The organism is Streptomyces sp. NPDC002574 (assembly GCF_042889545.1).
In the GTDB taxonomy this organism is placed as follows: Bacteria; Actinomycetota; Actinomycetes; order Streptomycetales; family Streptomycetaceae; genus Actinacidiphila.
Map to the genome: position 1 here is coordinate 398,830 of NZ_JBIARB010000005.1, position 14,876 is coordinate 413,705.

The following is a 14,876-nucleotide window of genomic DNA, read 5'->3' on the forward strand; positions in this document are numbered from 1 at the left end:
CGCCGGCGCGCGGCGCCGCCCCGGTCGGCGGCTTCTCGTTCTACCATAGCCCCGCCCCCCCCCCCCCCCCCCGGCCCGCCGCCGGCGCCCCCCCCCCCCCCCCCCCCCCACGGCCGTCCCGGCGGATCCGCGCGGCGGGAGCCGAGGGGGGCCGCTCGGCCCCGGTGGGTTACCCCTTCGGCCCATGTCCGGGACGCCGGTGGCGTCCCACAGTGGGGAGGAGTGCACCGCGCACGGACAGGCAGGTGATCGTCATGGGTGACGGCATGCCGCACGAGTGCCTGCGGGAGCGGACCGTGGCCGGGGCCGATGTGGTGTCCCTGCACGGCGAGATCGACCTGATCAGCGCCCCACTGGTGGCCGCGCGCCTGGACGCGCTGAGCGCCGCGCCCCGCCCGGACCTCGTGGTCGACCTGCGCGAGGTGGGCTTCATCGACTGCTCAGGGCTGCGCGTGCTGTGCCGGACCCTGCGCCGGGTACGGCAGCGCGGCGGAACGCTGCGCCTGGTCGTCGTGGACGGCCCGGTCCTCGGAGCGCTGCGACTGGCCGATCTCGAGCATGCCTTCGACATGCGCTACGGCCCGACGGAGGGAGTCACACATGAAGGCCTGGGTCTTCCACGGACCGGGACAGGCGGCCTGGCAGGAGGTACCTGATCCGCGGCTGACGGACGCGGCGGACGCGATCGTCCGCGTCGACACCGCCGGCGTCTGCGGCACGGACCTGCACATCCTGCGCGGCGACCTGCCCGACGTCCCCGCCGGCACGGTGCTGGGCCACGAGGCGGTCGGCGAGGTCGTCGAGACGGGCTCCGCGGTCCGCACCGTACGTCCCGGGGACCGGGTGCTGGTCTCCTGCGTCAGCGGCTGCGGGCAGTGCCGACCCTGCCGCGAGCAGGCGTACGGGCAGTGCCGCGGCGGCGGCGGCTGGACGCTGGGGCACCTGATCGACGGCACGCAGGCCGAGTACGTACGCGTCCCGTACGCGGATGTCGGCCTGCACAAGCTGTCGCACGTGGTGGGCAGCGAGGTCGCCGTGCTGCTCGCGGACATCTTCCCCACCGGCTACGAGGTGGGCGTCCTCAACGGCGGAGTGCGCCCCGGCGACACGGTCGTCGTGGTCGGCAGCGGGCCGGTGGGGCTGGCCGCCATCGCGACCGCCCACCTCTTCTCGCCGCACGCCGTCATCGCCGTCGACCTCGTCCCGGCCCGGCTGGACGCGGCCAAGCACCTGGGCGCCGACGCGGTGGTCCGCGCCGACGAGGGACCCGAGCAACTGGTCGCCGACCTCACCGGCGGACTCGGCGCCGACGTGGTGATCGAGGCGGCCGGCACGCCGGAGAGCTTCGGGCTGTGCACGCGCATGGTGCGGCCCGGCGGCCGTGTGGCCAACATCGGCGTGCACGCGCAGCCGGTCACCCTCCACCTGGAGGACCTGTGGAGCCGGAACCTGACCGTCACCACCGGTCTGGTCGACACGTACTCCACCCCGACCCTGCTGCGGATGATGGAGGCCGGCCGGCTGCCGGCCGCGTCCCTGGTCACGCACGCCTTCGAGTTCCAGGACGCGGCGGCGGCCTACGACGTGTTCTCCTCGGCGACCGACACCGGGGCCCTGAAGGTCGTACTGGGCGGACCGCACCACGACGTCGTCGCGATCCCCGCCTGACCCGCGGGCGCGGGCACGACCCGCCGTTCCTGCCGACCGACGAGGGAGACTGCCGTGACCATCACGACGAAGGGCCTGCTCGGCGCGCTGCCGGCGCATGCACGGGACCGCCTGACGGAACTCGGCCGCGAGGTCTCCTTCCCGGCGGGCACCCGGGTCTTCGAGGAGGGCCACCGGGCGGACCGTTTCTGGGTGATCCGTTCCGGGTCGGTCGCGCTCGACCTGCACGTGCCCGGCCGCCGGGCGGCCCAGGTGGAGACGCTCGGCCCCGGCGACCTGCTCGGCTGTTCCTGGCTGTTCGCGCCGTACTGCTGGCACCTGGGGGCGCAGACCCGCACCCCGGTCACGGCCGAGGAGTACGACGCGGCGGCCGTGCGAGCGCTGTGCGAGGCCGATCCGGTCCTCGGTTACGCCATCGCCCGGCGCGTCGCGGAGATCGTCACACACCGTCTCCAGGGCACCCGCACCCGCCTGCTCGACCTGTACGGCCCCCAGGGCAGCGGTGACCGACGGTGACCCGTTCGGCGCTATGACGACGGGGGCGGATCGGCGACGATCGGGGGGACGGCCGGGCACACGAGGCGGCAGCCGGGAGCGCGCATGACCGAGGTGCGGGAGTTCTCACCGCAGGCGCCGATCAAGGTCTTCCTGGTCGACGACCACGAGGTCGTGCGACGGGGGCTGCACGACCTGATCGACGCGGAGACCGACATGGAGGTGATCGGCGAGGCCGGCTCGGTCGACCACGCGGTCGCCCGCGGCCCGGCGCTCCGCCCCAACGTGGCCATCCTCGACGTGCGGCTCCCCGACGGCGACGGCATCACGGTCTGCCGCGAGCTGCGCTCGGTCATGCCCGGCCTCGCCTGCCTGATGCTGACGTCGTTCGACGACGACGACGCGCTGCTGGACGCCATCATGGCCGGCGCCGCCGGTTACGTACTGAAGCAGATCAAGGGGTCCGACCTGCTGGAGGCGGTGCGCACGGTGGCCTCCGGCCAGTCGATGCTGGACCCGGCGACGACGGCCCGGCTGATGGAGAGCCTGCGCACCCACGAGGAACCGCAGGCGCCGCCGCAGGACGACGCGCTGGCCGCCCTCTCCCCGCGGGAGCTGGAGATCCTGGACCTGGTCGGCGAGGGCCTGACCAACCGCGAGATCGCGCAGCGGCTCTTCCTGTCCGAGAAGACCGTGAAGAACCACATCTCCCGGCTGCTCGGAAAGCTCGGCGTCGAACGCCGCATCCAGGCCGCCGTCCTCGCCACCCAGCACCATCCCGACGGCCCGCCACCCGATCCGCACCACTGACCACCCGGCCCGTCAAGTGGGGCCGAACGGGCCCCCCGGCAGAGCCCGGCGGCCCTCCCCCGGCACGCCACCGCGGCGCAGCATGGTCTCAGGCGCCTGGCCGGGAGGTGCAGCGCGATGACGACGACCACACTCGACGGCGCGACCCTGGAGAAGCTGATCTCCGCCGCGGTCGCCGCCCCCTCATGTCAGGCCCGACGGCCCTGGCGGTACCGCCTGGACCCGGACACGGCCACCTTGCAGGTGCGCGCCGTCGGCGGACCACCCGCGCCGGACGCCGCCGGCGACCACGCCCTGCGGACGCTGCACGTCTCCATCGGTGCGGCACTGTTCAACCTGCGGGTCGCCGTCACCCACTTCGGCTGGGAACCGCAGGTCCGCATACTGCCCTGCCCCGCCGATCCCGGCCTGTACGCCAGCGTGCGGCTGACCGCCCCGATCCGCGCCGGCGCCCCCGGGGTGTGCGGCGCCGATCTGTACGGCGCTCTGTGGCGCCGTCGCGATGCCGTCGCCACGTGCCCGGTACGCCGGCCACCGGGAGCGTTCCTGCTCGACCTGGTCGACGCCGCCCACACCGAGGGCGCGGCGCTGAGCCTGCCCCACGCCGCGGAGACCCGGCGGCTGCTGCGGCTGACGGAGGACGCCGACCGGCGTGGTGCGAGGGACAGGGAGCCGGTCCCCCGGCCGCCGGGCCCGGGGCCCGAGTCCTCGTACGCGACCGGGCCGGCGCCCTGCGACGACCGCTTCCCGCTCGTCGCCGTCCTGACCACGCGCCGCGACGGCCCCGCCGACTGGCTGCGGGCGGGGCAGGCCCTGCAGCACGTGCTGCTGGCGGCGACCACGCAGCGGGTGCGCGCGTCACTGCTGCACCAGGCGCTGGAGTACCCCGACCTGCGCCGGGCCCTGCGCAGCACGGAATCCGGCCCCGGGCACGTGCAGATGCTGGTGCGGCTGGGATACGGGCCGCCGCGGCCGGGCACCGCGCCGCGCCGTCCGGGTCAGCCGGTCATCGAGGTGAACTGACGTCCCGGAGCGGGGACGGCCGGTCAGTCGCGCGGCAGCGGGACGTGCCAGATCAGACGCGCGCCTCCCCGCTCCGGAACCTCCAGGCGCAGCGCGCCGCCGAACTTCTCCGCCCGCTCGGCGAGGTTGAACAGGCCGCTGCGGCAGGTCCCCTCGGGGATGCCCACGCCGTCGTCGGCCACGGTCAGGGTCACCGCGCCGTCACCGACGACCAGGGACACCTCCGCGGAGCGGGCCTTCGCGTGCCGGGCCGTGTTCGACAGCGCCTCCCCCAGCACGGCGACGACGTTCTCGGCGACCGGAACCGGCACGTCGGTGTCGATCAGGCCCTCCATCCGCAGCGCCGGGGTGAAGCCAAGGGCGGGCACCGCCCGCTCCACCTCGCCCGCGACCCGCACCCGCAGGCCCTTGCGGCCAGGACCGGCATCGCGCGTGCGCAGGCCGAAGATCGTGGACCGGATGATCTTGATCGTCTCGTCCAGGTCGTCCACCGCGCGCAGCAGCCGCTCGCTGGCCTCCGGGTGGTCGACGAAGCGCACCGCGCTCTGCAGCGTCATCCCCGTCGCGAACAGCCGCTGGATGGCCAGGTCGTGCAGGTCGCGGGCGATGCGGTCGCGGTCCTCCAGCCGGGCCAGCTGTTCGGCGGAGCGACGCCGCTCCGCCAGTTCCATGGCGAGCGCGGCGGAACCCGCGAAATCCGTCAGCGGCGCCGTCTCGATCTCGGTGAAGTCCGGCTGCCCCTGGGCGCGGGCCAGCAGCAGCGCGCCGCGCACGCCCTCGCTGGTGCTCATCGGCACGGCGACGGCCGGTCCCAGCCCGCCGAAGCGGGGCGGCCCGGCCGTGATCCTCGGGTCCTGGCCCACCTCGGAGCTGATGATCGGCTCCCCCGACGCCATCGCGGCGCCGACGAAGGAACCCCGGCGCGGCAGCACCAGCCCGGTGTGCGCGGCGGCGTCGATGCCGGTGGCGATGGCCATCCGGACGTCGCCGGTCCCCTCGACCGGCAGGGCCACCACGCCCAGGTCCGCGTCCAGGATGCGCCGGCCGTGCTCCACGATCAGCTCCAGCACCCGGGACTCCTCGGCGCCGGACAGCAGGCTGGCGGTGATCTCGGCGTTCGCCTCCAGCCAGCGCTGCCGAGACCTGGCCTCCTCGTACAGCCTGGCGTTGTCGATCGCGACACCGGCCGCGACCGCGAGCGTCGACAGCACGGCCTCGTCCTCGCCGTCGAACTCCTTGCCGCCGCGTTTCTCGGTCAGGTAGAGATTGCCGAACACCTCGTCGCGGACCCGGATGGGGACGCCGAGGAACGAGTGCATCGGCGGGTGGTTCGCCGGGAAGCCGTACGAGACGGGGTGCTCGGAGATCTCCTCCAGCCGCAGCGGCTCGGGATGGCGGATGAGTTCGCCCAGGATGCCGTGGCCGGACGGCAGCGGGCCGATCTTCTTGATGTCCGCGTCCGTGACGCCCACCGGGAGGAACTGCGACAGCCGGTCGTCGCCCCCGATGACGCCGAGCGCGCCGTACTCCGCGTCCACGAGCACGACCGCCGCCTCCACGATCCGGCGCAGCGCCTGTGACAGATCGAGCTCGCGCCCCACCGACAGCACGGCCTGCAGCAGGCTGTGCACCCGGTCCCGCGTCCCGCGCACGGCATCGATCCGGATCTGCAACTCGTCCAGCAGTTCGTCCAGCTGCAGCCGCGGCAGGCGCTCCTGACCCTTGTCGGGCTCCATCCCCATGGATTCCTCCATCAGGCACGGGGGCTCCCCACAGCCATTCTCCCCACCTTCGCGTCAGGCGGCGCGGCGTCCGCCCCTGGCCCCGGGCGGGTCGGTACGGGCAGACTCACCCCATGAACGATCACCGTGCGATCGACTGGGACGAGGCCGCGTGGCTCAACCCGCCGCTGGAGGCCCGATCCGACGCCGAGGGACTGCTGGTCACCACGCGTGACCGCAGCGACTTCTGGCGCACCACGAGCTACGGATTCGTCCGGGACGACGGGCACGCGCTGCTCGCCCCGATCCCCGGTTCGGGCGCCGTCGAGGTGTCCTTCGTCGTGGACTTCGACACCCTGTACGACCAGGCGGGCCTCATGATCCGCGTCGACGCGGAGACATGGATCAAGGCCGGCGTGGAGATGTCGGACGGCGTGCCGCACCTCGGCGCGGTGGTCACGCACGGCCGGTCGGACTGGTCCCTGGCGCCGGTGCCCGAGTGGACGGGCCGCGAGGTCACCGTGCGGGCCAGCCGGGACGGCGACGCTGTGACGATCAGGGCGCGCTGCGACGCGGAGCCCTGGCGGATGGTGCGGCTGGCACCCCTGGCGCCCGGGGCCGAGGCGTCGGCCGGCCCCTTCTGCTGCTCGCCCGAGCGGGCCGGACTGCGTGTGCGCTTCACCCGGTTCACCCACGGGCCCGCGGACGCGTCGCTGCACGGCGCCGTGGAGGGCTGAGCACGGTGGGCAGCTGGGGCGCGGGGAACTTCGACGAGGACACGGCGGCGGACCATCTGGGCCTGCTCACCGGCCGGTTGACCGCCGAGGTCGCACGCGCCATGGAGGGCGACCCGTCGGAGCTGGAACCGGACGAGTACTGGGGCGTGGCGGTGCCCTGCAACCTGGAACTGCTGCACCTGCTCGCCACGCGGGGCTGGGCGGGGGCGACGCTCCCCGGGGCAGCGACGGTCCGGGCGTGGAAGGCGCGCTACCTCGCCGTGTGGGACGCCGCGGTCGACGAGTTGGAGCCGGGGGCGGACTACCGCGTGCGGCGCCGGGAGGTACTGGAGCGCACCTTCGACGGGCTGGCGAAAGTCGCGGAACGGCGGGCGGGGAGCGGCATGTGACGCCGGGTCAACGGCGCGCGTCGTCGTACTCCGCCTCGTCCTCGTCCGCCTCCTCTTCGCCCTCGTCCTCGTCCTCGGCCTCCTCGCCCTCCTCGTCCTCGTAGCCGTCGTCCTCGGCCTCCTCGCCCTCGTCGTCCTCGTAGCTGTCGTCCTCGTCCTCGGCTTCGTCGGCCTCGTCGTCGTAGCCTTCGGCCTCGTCGTCGTACTCCTCGTCCTCCGGGTACTCGTCCTCGTCCTCCGCCTCCTCGGCCTCCAGCGCCTCCTCGTGTGTGCGGACGACCTCGCCGTCGCGGATCTCGCCGCGCCATCCCTCGGGTTCCTCGTCGGTGAGGGTGACATACCGCTGGAAGTGCTTGAAGTCCAGCCGGAGACGGCGGCCCTGGGCTCGCCAGATGTTGCCGGTCTTCTCGAAGAAGCCGGAGGGGTAGTACTCGACGACGAGCACGATGCGGGTCAGCGTGGGCGTGACCTCGTGGAAGCTGACACATCCGCGCGTGGTGCCCTTGGCACCCTCGGAGCTCCAGATGATGCGCTCGTCGGGGATCTGCTCCTGAACGGTGGCCTTCCAACCACGGGTGGACGGGCCCACCTTGACCTTCCAGTCGCTGCTGGCGTCCTCGCCCTTGGAAACGCTGCGCACACCCTTGGTGAAGGTGCTGAACTTCTCGTACTGCGTCCAGTGGTCGTAGGCGAAGCGGACCGGCACGCCGACGTCGAGGGACTCGATGATGTTCATCACCTTCGTCGTCCCAGACTTGCGCCCCTTGCCCATGCCCATGGCCTGTTTGGCCTTGTCGAGCATGCCTCCACCGATGCTCTTGGCCTTCTCGCTCATGAAGGCCTTCAACGGCGACTCGCCCTGGAGGATGCGCAGTCCCGCCTTCGGCAACGCACCGTTGTTCTCGGCCACGTCGCGCAACTTGTCGGTGAGGCCCGCGACTTTGTCGCCTGCCTTCTCCGCCAGGTTCTCCACTTGGGCGCCCAGGAAATGGCCCACCTCGTCGCGCAACTGGTCCAGGCCCGAGGTCTGTCCGTTCGGGCTGCTCTGTGCCGTCCTGGCCATGGCCTACCTCCGCCGTGCGGACGAGGCCTTTTTGGCCGACGTCTTCTTCGCGGCCGACTTCTTGGCGCCGCCGCGACTCGGTGCGGTCTTCTTCGTCGCCGCCTTCTTGGCTGCCGGCTTCTTCGCCGCCTGCTTGCGCGGGGGCGGGGCGGCCTTCTTGGCGGCGGACTTCCTCGCCGGTTGCGCCTTCTTGGCCGGGGGCTTCTCGGCCGGTGCGCCCTTCGCCGCCGGTCGCTTCGCGGGACGGCGGTGACGGGCACGCCCCGGCGCCCGCTGGGCAGCGGGCCTCTTCGCGGGCTCCTCCTCGCCCTCCGGCTCTTCTTCGTCCTCCTCGGGCTCTTCCTCCTCCTCGGGCTCTTCTTCCTCCTCGTCCTCGGGCTCTTCCTCCTCGTCCTCCGCCTCCTGGTCCTCCGCCTCCTCCTCGCCCTCCGGCTCGTACTCGTCCTCCGCTTCCTCGTCCCCGTCGCGCACGCTCTTGCCGGCCTTCTCGCCGATGCGCGAGGTACGGTCGTGCAGCGACTCCGCCAGACCGGACAGCCGGCGGTCCGCGGCCGCGGACAGCGCCTGGCGGCCGGCGTCCATCAGTTCACCGCGCAGCTGGTCGTTGAGGTCCTCGAACTGCGGTAGTTCCTTGAGTCTGCGAACACCCTCGGTGAGCAGCTGTTGCGGTTCGAGACCGAAGCGGCGGCCCGCGAGATACGTCGCCAGGCCGAAGGCGAGCCGGCCCTTCTTGGTTCGGCCGAGCACATAACCACCGGCCATACCGGCGGCGAGGGCGATCTTGGTCGAATCCTTCATCAGTCGTTCCCTTCCGGCCGGCGAACGTGTCGCCGCACACGACTGTAGGTATATATGCTGAAATAGTACGTTTGCTTGCCGGGGTGGCGCCGCTCGAGACAGGGCGACGGCAACGACCGAAGGGGATGCCATGACCCGACGGCCCCGCAAGCCCTCCGCGGCGTGGGCCATGCGCTCGGCGGCCGACCAGCTCACCGAACTCCTCGGACGGCAGCCCGAGTCGGTGTCCGCGGTCAAGCCGACCGAGGAAGGCTGGGAAGCCGACGTCGAGGTCCTGGAACTGGAACGCGTTCCGCCGACCACCAGCGTCATGGCGACCTATCACGTGACGCTGGACGAGGAGGGCGGGCTCGTCTCGTACGAGCGGAAACGGCGTTACGCCCGCGGGCAGATCGACCGACGCGTCTGAGTGGGGCGCTGAAGGGAGGCACCATGACCGTGGTGCCACAGGGCGCCGGCGGTATGTCGGGCGGCGGTTCGGGCAGTCTCTACGACGTCCTGGAACTGATCCTCGACCGCGGCCTCGTCATCGACGTCTTCGTCCGGGTGTCGCTCGTCGGCATCGAGATCCTCAAGATCGACGCCCGTATCGTCGTCGCGAGCGTGGACACGTATCTGCGCTTCGCGGAGGCGTGCAACCGCCTCGACCTGGAGTCCGGCCGCAAGCAGCCGACCCAGCTCACCGACCTCGTGGGCGAGATCACCGAGGGCGGCGCGAAGGGCAAGTCCAAGGGCGCGCTGAGCGGCGCCGTCGAGGCCGTCACCGACACCCTGAAGGGCGGCGGGGGCGACGACGAGGAGGAAGGCCAGGAGGAGGCCGAGTACGAGGAGGAACCCCGAGCGAGGCGGCGCCGCCCGGCCAAGCGGAGCGCCCGGCGGGAGAGGGAATGACATGGCCGTGTACGTCTACTCCATCATCTCGAAGGCGCACCCGACGCACCTCGACGGACTGCGCGGCGTGGGCGAGTCACCGGGCCCGCTGCGCACCGTGACCGCCGGACTACTCAGCGCCGTCGTCAGCGACGCCCCCGAGGACCTGCGTCCCCGGCGCCGCGACGTCCTGGCCCATCAGGACGTGCAGGAACGGCTGATGGCCGACGGCCCGGTCCTCCCGCTGCGGTTCGGCCTCACGGCCCCCGACGACGACGCCGTGCGCGCCACGCTGGAGGATCGCGCCGAGGACTTCCACAACCGGCTGCAGAGCCTGGAGGGATGCGCCGAATACCACCTCAAGGTCTCCTGGGAGGAAGAGGCGCTGCTGCGCCGCATCCTGGAGGAGTCGGAGGAGGCGCGGCAGCTCAACAACCGGATCCGGGACGGCTCCAGCACCCCCGAGATGCCGGTCGCGCTCGGCGAACTGATCAGCCGCGAGGTCGAGGCGCGGCAGCGCGCGCTCGGCGCGGGCATCGTCGAGGCGCTGCGCCCGTTCGCCCGCGAGGACGAGTCCACCCCGCCCTCCGGGCACGACTTCCTCAGCGTGTCCTTCCTGGTGCAGGAGGACCAGGAGGAGATGTTCCTCGCCACGCAGCTCAGCCTTGCCAACCAGCTGGGCGACGAGTGCGACTTCCGGCTGCGCGGGCCGCTGCCGCCGTACAGCTTCGTATGAATCACGAGCACGACTAGGAAAAGGGCGCGCGCCATGGGACTCGTCAGCGGACTGTTCACCCTGCCCCTGGCTCCCGTGCGCGGCGTGGTCTGGGTCGTGGAGCGCGTCAAGGACGCGGCCGAGGAGGAGTACTACGACCCCGGGCCGGTGGAGCAGGCACTCGCCGCGCTGGAGAAGGAGCTGCTCGCCGGACGGATCGACGAGGAGACCTTCGAGCGGCGTGAGGACGAACTGCTCGACCGGCTGGAGGAGATCACGGCGCACCGCCGGGGCGCCGCCGGCAACTGAGCGGGAAGCAGAGGTGACCGCGTGACGGACCCCGCCGACAAACTCAGCTCGTACCCCACCCGGGGACAGTCGCCCTACTCCCCCTACGGCCAGGGCGGCTCCTCCGCGAACCTCGCCGACATCCTGGAACGCGTCCTCGACAAAGGCATCGTCATCGCGGGCGACATCAAGATCAACCTGCTCGACATCGAACTGCTCACCATCAAGCTCCGCCTGATCGTCGCCTCGGTCGACAAGGCCAGGGAGATGGGGATCGACTGGTGGGAGCACGATCCGTCGCTCTCCTCCCGTGCCGGTGGCGAGAGCGCGCTCGCCGAGGAGAACAAGCGCCTGCGCGCGGAGGTCGAGGCCCTGCGGGAGGAACGGGAACTGCCCGCCGCACCGGAGCGGAAGCCGGCGGCACGCCCGCGCCGGACCGCCGCCCGCCCGGCCTCCGCCCGCCGCAGGAGAGAGACCGACGATGAGTGACGCCGGGCCCGGCCGCATGAGCTACGCGTACGCCGTCCTGCGGGAGGGCGCCGCGGCGGCGAAGGACCTGCCGGCGGACCTGGCCGGGGTGGCGGGCGCCCCCGTACGCCTCGTCCCCGGGCCGCACGGCGCCGAACTGGCCGCGGCCGTGAGCGCGGTGCCCGCCGCGGACTTCCAGGAGGCCGCGCTGCGGCGGAATTTGGAGGACCTGACGTGGCTGGAGGCGGTGGCGCGCGCCCACCACACCGTGATCGAGGCACTGTCCGCACGGGCGACCGTGCTCCCGCTGCGGCTCGCCACCGTGTACCTCGACGACTCCCGCGTGGGCGCCATGCTGGCCGGCGGCCGCGCGATGTTCACGGCCTGCCTCGCCCGGCTCGAAGGACACCTGGAGTGGGGCGTCAAGATCTATGTGGAGGACGCCCCGGACGAGGCGCCCGGCGCGCCGCCCGCGCGGGAAGCGGCTGACCTGAGTCCCGGACGGGCCTATCTGCGGGCCCGCCGTGTGCAGCGCAGTTCGCGCGAGGACGCCCACCGCGACGCCCTCCGGGCCGCGGAGCGCGTCGCGGCGATCGGCCGCGAACTGGCCGCCGATCACGCACGGCACCGCGTCCAGCAGGGCCAACTGGCCGGTGACGCGGGCGAGAACGTCGTCAACGACGCCTATCTGGTCGCCCGCGACCACGCGGAGGACTTCCGCGCCCGCGCCCAGGACGCCGCCGCCGGGCTGACCGGCGTAAGGGTCGAGGTGACCGGGCCCTGGGCGCCCTACTCCTTCGCCGCCGTCCCCGAGGGCGCGCCGTCATGAGCGTTCCCGCGCGGGGCGGCGACCCGCTGCCGCAGCGCCAGGTGGCCCTGATCGACCTGCTGGACCGGCTGTTGAGCGGGGGCGTCGTGCTCACCGGGGACGTGGTGCTGTCCATCGCCGACATCGACCTGGTACGTGTCTCGCTGCGCGCGCTGATCGTCTCCATCAACGCGCGGAACCCGTCGCCCTGGGACTCGTCCGCGCCGCCGTCCCCGGGGGCGCTGCCGTGAGTTCCGCACCCGGGCCCGGGCCCTCCGACCGGCTCGGCGAGGTCGCCGACGCGGCGGCCCGCGCCTTCCGCCTGCTGCCCGCGCTCCCGGAGGACGCTCCCCCGCCGCCGGCACCGGGCGCCCAGCCCCGACCCGCCCGCCGGATCCGCGCCGACCCCGACACCGTCGAGCGGGACCTCGTCCGTCTCGTGCTCACCCTCGTCGAGCTGCTGCGCCAGCTCATGGAGCGCCAGGCGCTGCGCCGCTTCGACGCGGGCGACCTCACCGAGGACGAGGAGGAGCGCCTGGGCGCCACGCTCATGATCCTGCACGACCGCATGACGGGGCTGTGCGCGCAGTACGGCCTGACGATGCGCGACCTCAACCTGGACCTGGGACCGCTCGGCACACTGCTGCCGCCGGACGCGGAGGAGTGATCAGCCGGAGCGCCGCGCCAGGCCCGCCAGCAGCGCGACCGCCTCGTCCAGCCGGTCGTACGGCACGAAGAGATGGTCGTGGTGGAAGCCCGCGACGACATTGCAGCTCAGGCCCGCTCCGGAGAGCTCCGTGGCGACGGCCGCCGTCAGGCCGACCGCGGCGAGCGCGGAGTGCACGCGCAGGGTGATCCGGCCCGCCACGTAGTCGTAGCCGAGCCCGGCCGCGTCCGCCTGCTCCCGCGGGAGCACGAGGGTCGTGCCCTCCTCCTCGACGACGGTGACGACCGGTGTCACGCCGTCCGGCACGCCGGCGCCGACGGGGAGGGTGGTGAAGACAAGGCGTTCCCGGCCGGCCTCCGGGCGCATGCCGCTCAGCAGTTTCCGCAGATCCGTCTCGCCGCTCATGATCACACCCTATGCCGGACGGGTGATCGCACCGGCCGGTCCGCGCGCCGCGCCGCCGGGCCCGGGCGCTGCCCGGGTTTGGATGAGGGGGGCCGCCGCCGGGCGGCCGGACGGACACCGTGGAGGGCCGCTGTGCGCAGGAGTCGGGTCGCTGGGACTGTCGTGTCGGTCGTGTCGTCGGCGCTGCTCGCGCTGGCCCCGGCCGCCGGGGCCGCCGACGGATGGCAGCCCCGGTCGGGCGGCGGGGGCACCGCCCACCTGGAGCTGACCGAGCCGGACCGGGTCGGGTTCGCCGACATCACCGTCCACCCGCAGAGCGGCGGCTGGGACGTGGACGCCCTCGTGACGAAGACGACGGACGAGCCGGGCTGCGTGTTCCTCCAGGCCGACGACGCCCCGACGCGCACCCGGGAGACGGCGCTGGCGCCCGGGCAGCAGATCGGCGCGCAGTGCGGCTCGGCGGGGACGCGCACGCAGATGCTGACGCACATCGAGCACCGGCGCCTGGTGCTCGGCTGGACGGACGGGGACGGGGTACCGGTGTCCTGGCGGACCGTCACCATCTAGGACGCCGCGCGGCCGCCGCCGGTGTTCCCGCTGCCGAGCGGACCGGGAGTCGCCGTGCTGGGATGGGTGCACGCACCCGGTGGGCACTGCCGTCGTGGGCCGCGCGGCGGCGGACGCGGCCGGGCGGCGGTGCGCACGGCGGGAAGCCGCGGGAGAAGCCGAGCCAGCCGAAGGAGTGCGGGATGCCGGTGAGCCGGGTCGGCATGATCGTCCACGAGGGGCGTCCGGAGGCCGTCGAGGCGGCCGCCACGGTGCACCGCTGGTGCGCCGAGCGCGACATCCCCGCCGTCGAGATCGACATCTGGCGGCAGGACCGGCCGCGCCGCAGCGGCCGGGAGGAGGCGGAGTCCGCGGGCTATCCGGACCTCGTCGTCACGCTCGGCGGCGACGGCACCTTCCTGCGCGGCGCCCGGGTCGCGGCGGCCTGCGGCGCGCCCGTGCTCGGTGTGGACCTGGGCCGGGTCGGCTTCCTCACCGAGGTCTGCGTGGAGGACGTCACGAAGGCGCTGGACGCGGTCGCCGGGGACGAGGCCACGATCGAGGACCGGATGACGCTCACGCTCCGCGCGTCGCGCCCGCTGGAGGTCCCCGAGGGCATCGAGTCGCTGCTGCGGTACGGCCGCGGGCCGACGCTGCCCGCGCCGAGCGTGCGGCCGGGCGACCCGGTGGACGTCGGGTGGGGCGTGCCCATGAACGTCAACGCGGTCAACGACATCGTCTTCGAGAAGCTGGCCCGCGACCGGCAGGCCAGCCTGGCCGTGTACCTGGCCGGGCGGCTGTTCGCCTCGTACTCCGCCGACGCGATCATCGCGGCGACGCCCACCGGCTCCACCGCGTACAGCTTCGCCGCCGGCGGTCCCGTGGTGTCCCCGCACATGGACGCGGTGGTCTTCACACCGGTGGCACCCCACATGGCCTTCGACCGCACCCTGGTGGCGGCGCCGGACGAGTCCGTCGCGGTCCGGGTGCTCGCCCACTCGGGGCGCGTCGCGGTCAGCATCGACGGTCAGTTGCGCGGCGTGATCGACCCCGGTGACTGGGTCGCCGTCTACCGCGGCCGGCACCGGCTGCGCCTGATCCGGCTCGGTCCCACCGACTTCTACCGCCGGGTCCGCGACCGCTTCCGGCTCAGCGACGCGCCCGCCGCGGTCGCCGACGGCATGGCGGCCCCCCTCATCCGGCCGGACCAGCCCGTCCCCCCGGACCTGGCCGGGCTCCGTCTGCCGCCGCCGGAGGAGGAGGAGGGCGCGGACGGGGGCGCCGCGCACTGACGGCCGGTCCGGGGTCGTCCGGCGGGCTCGCCACTCCGGCGGCCTACCCCCGGTTGTCCGCCATCGCGGGCCTCCGCAGGCTGTCCTGGGGGACGCGACCACCACCGGGAGAC

At 73.4% G+C, this 14,876-nt stretch carries 21 protein-coding genes; 17 read left to right on the plus strand and 4 right to left on the minus strand.

The annotated features are described in order from the left end of the window. Nucleotides 1-254 precede the first annotated feature (254 nt). From ACFYXS_RS14395 to ACFYXS_RS14415, 5 genes are all read left to right on the plus strand, one after another. Complete coding sequence (locus ACFYXS_RS14395) at nt 255-656, plus strand: STAS domain-containing protein (protein ID WP_389247661.1); 402 nt, start codon at nt 255-257, stop codon at nt 654-656. After that, nucleotides 601-1,668 (plus strand): alcohol dehydrogenase catalytic domain-containing protein, encoded by a 1,068-nt coding sequence (locus ACFYXS_RS14400; RefSeq protein WP_389247663.1) that lies wholly within the window; start codon nt 601-603, stop codon nt 1,666-1,668. The genes ACFYXS_RS14395 and ACFYXS_RS14400 overlap by 56 nt, the downstream gene beginning before the upstream one ends. Nucleotides 1,669-1,722: 54 nt before the next feature. Continuing rightward, nucleotides 1,723-2,184 (plus strand): Crp/Fnr family transcriptional regulator, encoded by a 462-nt coding sequence (locus ACFYXS_RS14405; RefSeq protein WP_389247665.1) that lies wholly within the window; start codon nt 1,723-1,725, stop codon nt 2,182-2,184. Between the two features lie 84 nt (nt 2,185-2,268). Then, a complete protein-coding gene (locus ACFYXS_RS14410; protein WP_389247667.1) occupies nt 2,269-2,973 on the plus strand; it encodes a response regulator in 705 nt (234 codons plus the stop codon). Between the two features lie 117 nt (nt 2,974-3,090). Further along, nucleotides 3,091-3,996 carry a hypothetical protein gene (locus tag ACFYXS_RS14415; RefSeq protein WP_389247669.1) on the plus strand — a complete coding sequence of 302 codons (906 nt, stop codon included), beginning with the start codon at nt 3,091-3,093 and terminating at the stop codon, nt 3,994-3,996. Between the two features lie 23 nt (nt 3,997-4,019). Here ACFYXS_RS14415 and ACFYXS_RS14420 read toward each other — a convergent pair whose 3' ends face one another. Then, nucleotides 4,020-5,732: a GAF domain-containing protein gene (locus ACFYXS_RS14420; RefSeq protein WP_389247976.1), complete on the minus strand. Its 1,713-nt coding sequence runs from the start codon at nt 5,730-5,732 to the stop codon at nt 4,020-4,022. A gap of 119 nt (nt 5,733-5,851) precedes the next feature. Here ACFYXS_RS14420 and ACFYXS_RS14425 point away from each other — a divergent pair, with 119 nt between their 5' ends. Continuing rightward, nucleotides 5,852-6,454: a DUF1349 domain-containing protein gene (locus ACFYXS_RS14425; protein WP_389247671.1), complete on the plus strand. Its 603-nt coding sequence runs from the start codon at nt 5,852-5,854 to the stop codon at nt 6,452-6,454. Nucleotides 6,455-6,459: 5 nt separating this feature from the next. Continuing rightward, nucleotides 6,460-6,843 carry a DUF4259 domain-containing protein gene (locus tag ACFYXS_RS14430; RefSeq protein WP_389247673.1) on the plus strand — a complete coding sequence of 128 codons (384 nt, stop codon included), beginning with the start codon at nt 6,460-6,462 and terminating at the stop codon, nt 6,841-6,843. Between the two features lie 7 nt (nt 6,844-6,850). Here the strand turns inward: ACFYXS_RS14430 and ACFYXS_RS14435 are convergent, their stop codons facing one another. Both ACFYXS_RS14435 and ACFYXS_RS14440 read right to left on the minus strand, forming a co-directional pair. After that, entirely contained in the window at nt 6,851-7,906 is a 1,056-nt protein-coding gene (locus ACFYXS_RS14435; protein WP_389247675.1) for an SRPBCC family protein, read from the minus strand. A 3-nt stretch (nt 7,907-7,909) separates the two neighbouring features. Continuing rightward, a complete protein-coding gene (locus tag ACFYXS_RS14440; RefSeq protein WP_389247677.1) occupies nt 7,910-8,704 on the minus strand; it encodes a histone protein in 795 nt (264 codons plus the stop codon). A gap of 130 nt (nt 8,705-8,834) precedes the next feature. On the opposite strand from ACFYXS_RS14440, the gene ACFYXS_RS14445 reads away from it, so the two are divergent. From ACFYXS_RS14445 to ACFYXS_RS14480, 8 genes are read left to right on the plus strand one after another with little or no spacing between them, the layout of a single operon-like run. Next, nucleotides 8,835-9,113: a gas vesicle protein gene (locus tag ACFYXS_RS14445; RefSeq protein ID WP_389247679.1), complete on the plus strand. Its 279-nt coding sequence runs from the start codon at nt 8,835-8,837 to the stop codon at nt 9,111-9,113. 23 nt (nt 9,114-9,136) lie between these two features. Further along, nucleotides 9,137-9,595: a gas vesicle structural protein GvpA gene (locus ACFYXS_RS14450; RefSeq protein ID WP_389247681.1), complete on the plus strand. Its 459-nt coding sequence runs from the start codon at nt 9,137-9,139 to the stop codon at nt 9,593-9,595. 1 nt (nt 9,596) lies between these two features. After that, nucleotides 9,597-10,310, plus strand: coding sequence for a GvpL/GvpF family gas vesicle protein (locus ACFYXS_RS14455; protein WP_389247683.1), 714 nt, complete (start codon nt 9,597-9,599; stop codon nt 10,308-10,310). Nucleotides 10,311-10,343: 33 nt separating this feature from the next. Beyond that, a complete protein-coding gene (locus ACFYXS_RS14460) occupies nt 10,344-10,598 on the plus strand; it encodes a gas vesicle protein GvpG (RefSeq protein WP_389247685.1) in 255 nt (84 codons plus the stop codon). Nucleotides 10,599-10,619: 21 nt separating this feature from the next. Continuing rightward, nucleotides 10,620-11,066, plus strand: a complete 447-nt coding sequence (locus tag ACFYXS_RS14465; protein WP_389247687.1) for a gas vesicle protein — start codon at nt 10,620-10,622, stop codon at nt 11,064-11,066. Continuing rightward, complete coding sequence (locus tag ACFYXS_RS14470; RefSeq protein WP_389247689.1) at nt 11,059-11,874, plus strand: GvpL/GvpF family gas vesicle protein; 816 nt, start codon at nt 11,059-11,061, stop codon at nt 11,872-11,874. Before ACFYXS_RS14465 ends, ACFYXS_RS14470 begins: the two co-directional genes overlap by 8 nt. Further along, on the plus strand, nt 11,871-12,104 hold the full coding sequence (locus tag ACFYXS_RS14475; protein WP_389247691.1) for a gas vesicle protein: 234 nt from the start codon (nt 11,871-11,873) through the stop codon (nt 12,102-12,104). The genes ACFYXS_RS14470 and ACFYXS_RS14475 overlap by 4 nt, the downstream gene beginning before the upstream one ends. Further along, nucleotides 12,101-12,520 carry a gas vesicle protein K gene (locus ACFYXS_RS14480; protein ID WP_389247693.1) on the plus strand — a complete coding sequence of 140 codons (420 nt, stop codon included), beginning with the start codon at nt 12,101-12,103 and terminating at the stop codon, nt 12,518-12,520. The genes ACFYXS_RS14475 and ACFYXS_RS14480 overlap by 4 nt, the downstream gene beginning before the upstream one ends. Here ACFYXS_RS14480 and ACFYXS_RS14485 read toward each other — a convergent pair whose 3' ends face one another. Continuing rightward, a complete protein-coding gene (locus ACFYXS_RS14485) occupies nt 12,521-12,925 on the minus strand; it encodes an ACT domain-containing protein (protein WP_389247695.1) in 405 nt (134 codons plus the stop codon). A gap of 171 nt (nt 12,926-13,096) precedes the next feature. Between ACFYXS_RS14485 and ACFYXS_RS14490 the strand changes: the two genes are divergently transcribed. Both ACFYXS_RS14490 and ACFYXS_RS14495 read left to right on the plus strand, forming a co-directional pair. Continuing rightward, nucleotides 13,097-13,492 (plus strand): hypothetical protein, encoded by a 396-nt coding sequence (locus ACFYXS_RS14490; protein WP_389247697.1) that lies wholly within the window; start codon nt 13,097-13,099, stop codon nt 13,490-13,492. A gap of 182 nt (nt 13,493-13,674) precedes the next feature. Continuing rightward, the gene (locus ACFYXS_RS14495) at nt 13,675-14,763 is read left to right on the plus strand and encodes an NAD(+)/NADH kinase (protein WP_389247699.1); all 1,089 of its coding nucleotides are present in this window, start codon (nt 13,675-13,677) and stop codon (nt 14,761-14,763) included. Nucleotides 14,764-14,876: the final 113 nt, after the last annotated feature.

What these genes read in the sequence shown, in the direction of transcription:
- ACFYXS_RS14395 (WP_389247661.1), top strand. Translation starts at nt 255, where the DNA reads ATGGGTGACGGCATGCCGCACGAGTGCCTGCGGGAGCGGACCGTGGCC.
- ACFYXS_RS14400 (WP_389247663.1), top strand. Translation starts at nt 601, where the DNA reads ATGAAGGCCTGGGTCTTCCACGGACCGGGACAGGCGGCCTGGCAGGAG.
- ACFYXS_RS14410 (WP_389247667.1), top strand. Translation starts at nt 2,269, where the DNA reads ATGACCGAGGTGCGGGAGTTCTCACCGCAGGCGCCGATCAAGGTCTTC.
- ACFYXS_RS14415 (WP_389247669.1), top strand. Translation starts at nt 3,091, where the DNA reads ATGACGACGACCACACTCGACGGCGCGACCCTGGAGAAGCTGATCTCC.
- ACFYXS_RS14420 (WP_389247976.1), bottom strand. Translation starts at nt 5,732, where the DNA reads ATGGAGCCCGACAAGGGTCAGGAGCGCCTGCCGCGGCTGCAGCTGGAC.
- ACFYXS_RS14425 (WP_389247671.1), top strand. Translation starts at nt 5,852, where the DNA reads ATGAACGATCACCGTGCGATCGACTGGGACGAGGCCGCGTGGCTCAAC.
- ACFYXS_RS14435 (WP_389247675.1), bottom strand. Translation starts at nt 7,906, where the DNA reads ATGGCCAGGACGGCACAGAGCAGCCCGAACGGACAGACCTCGGGCCTG.
- ACFYXS_RS14440 (WP_389247677.1), bottom strand. Translation starts at nt 8,704, where the DNA reads ATGAAGGATTCGACCAAGATCGCCCTCGCCGCCGGTATGGCCGGTGGT.
- ACFYXS_RS14445 (WP_389247679.1), top strand. Translation starts at nt 8,835, where the DNA reads ATGACCCGACGGCCCCGCAAGCCCTCCGCGGCGTGGGCCATGCGCTCG.
- ACFYXS_RS14450 (WP_389247681.1), top strand. Translation starts at nt 9,137, where the DNA reads ATGACCGTGGTGCCACAGGGCGCCGGCGGTATGTCGGGCGGCGGTTCG.
- ACFYXS_RS14455 (WP_389247683.1), top strand. Translation starts at nt 9,597, where the DNA reads ATGGCCGTGTACGTCTACTCCATCATCTCGAAGGCGCACCCGACGCAC.
- ACFYXS_RS14460 (WP_389247685.1), top strand. Translation starts at nt 10,344, where the DNA reads ATGGGACTCGTCAGCGGACTGTTCACCCTGCCCCTGGCTCCCGTGCGC.
- ACFYXS_RS14470 (WP_389247689.1), top strand. Translation starts at nt 11,059, where the DNA reads ATGAGTGACGCCGGGCCCGGCCGCATGAGCTACGCGTACGCCGTCCTG.
- ACFYXS_RS14475 (WP_389247691.1), top strand. Translation starts at nt 11,871, where the DNA reads ATGAGCGTTCCCGCGCGGGGCGGCGACCCGCTGCCGCAGCGCCAGGTG.
- ACFYXS_RS14485 (WP_389247695.1), bottom strand. Translation starts at nt 12,925, where the DNA reads ATGAGCGGCGAGACGGATCTGCGGAAACTGCTGAGCGGCATGCGCCCG.
- ACFYXS_RS14495 (WP_389247699.1), top strand. Translation starts at nt 13,675, where the DNA reads ATGCCGGTGAGCCGGGTCGGCATGATCGTCCACGAGGGGCGTCCGGAG.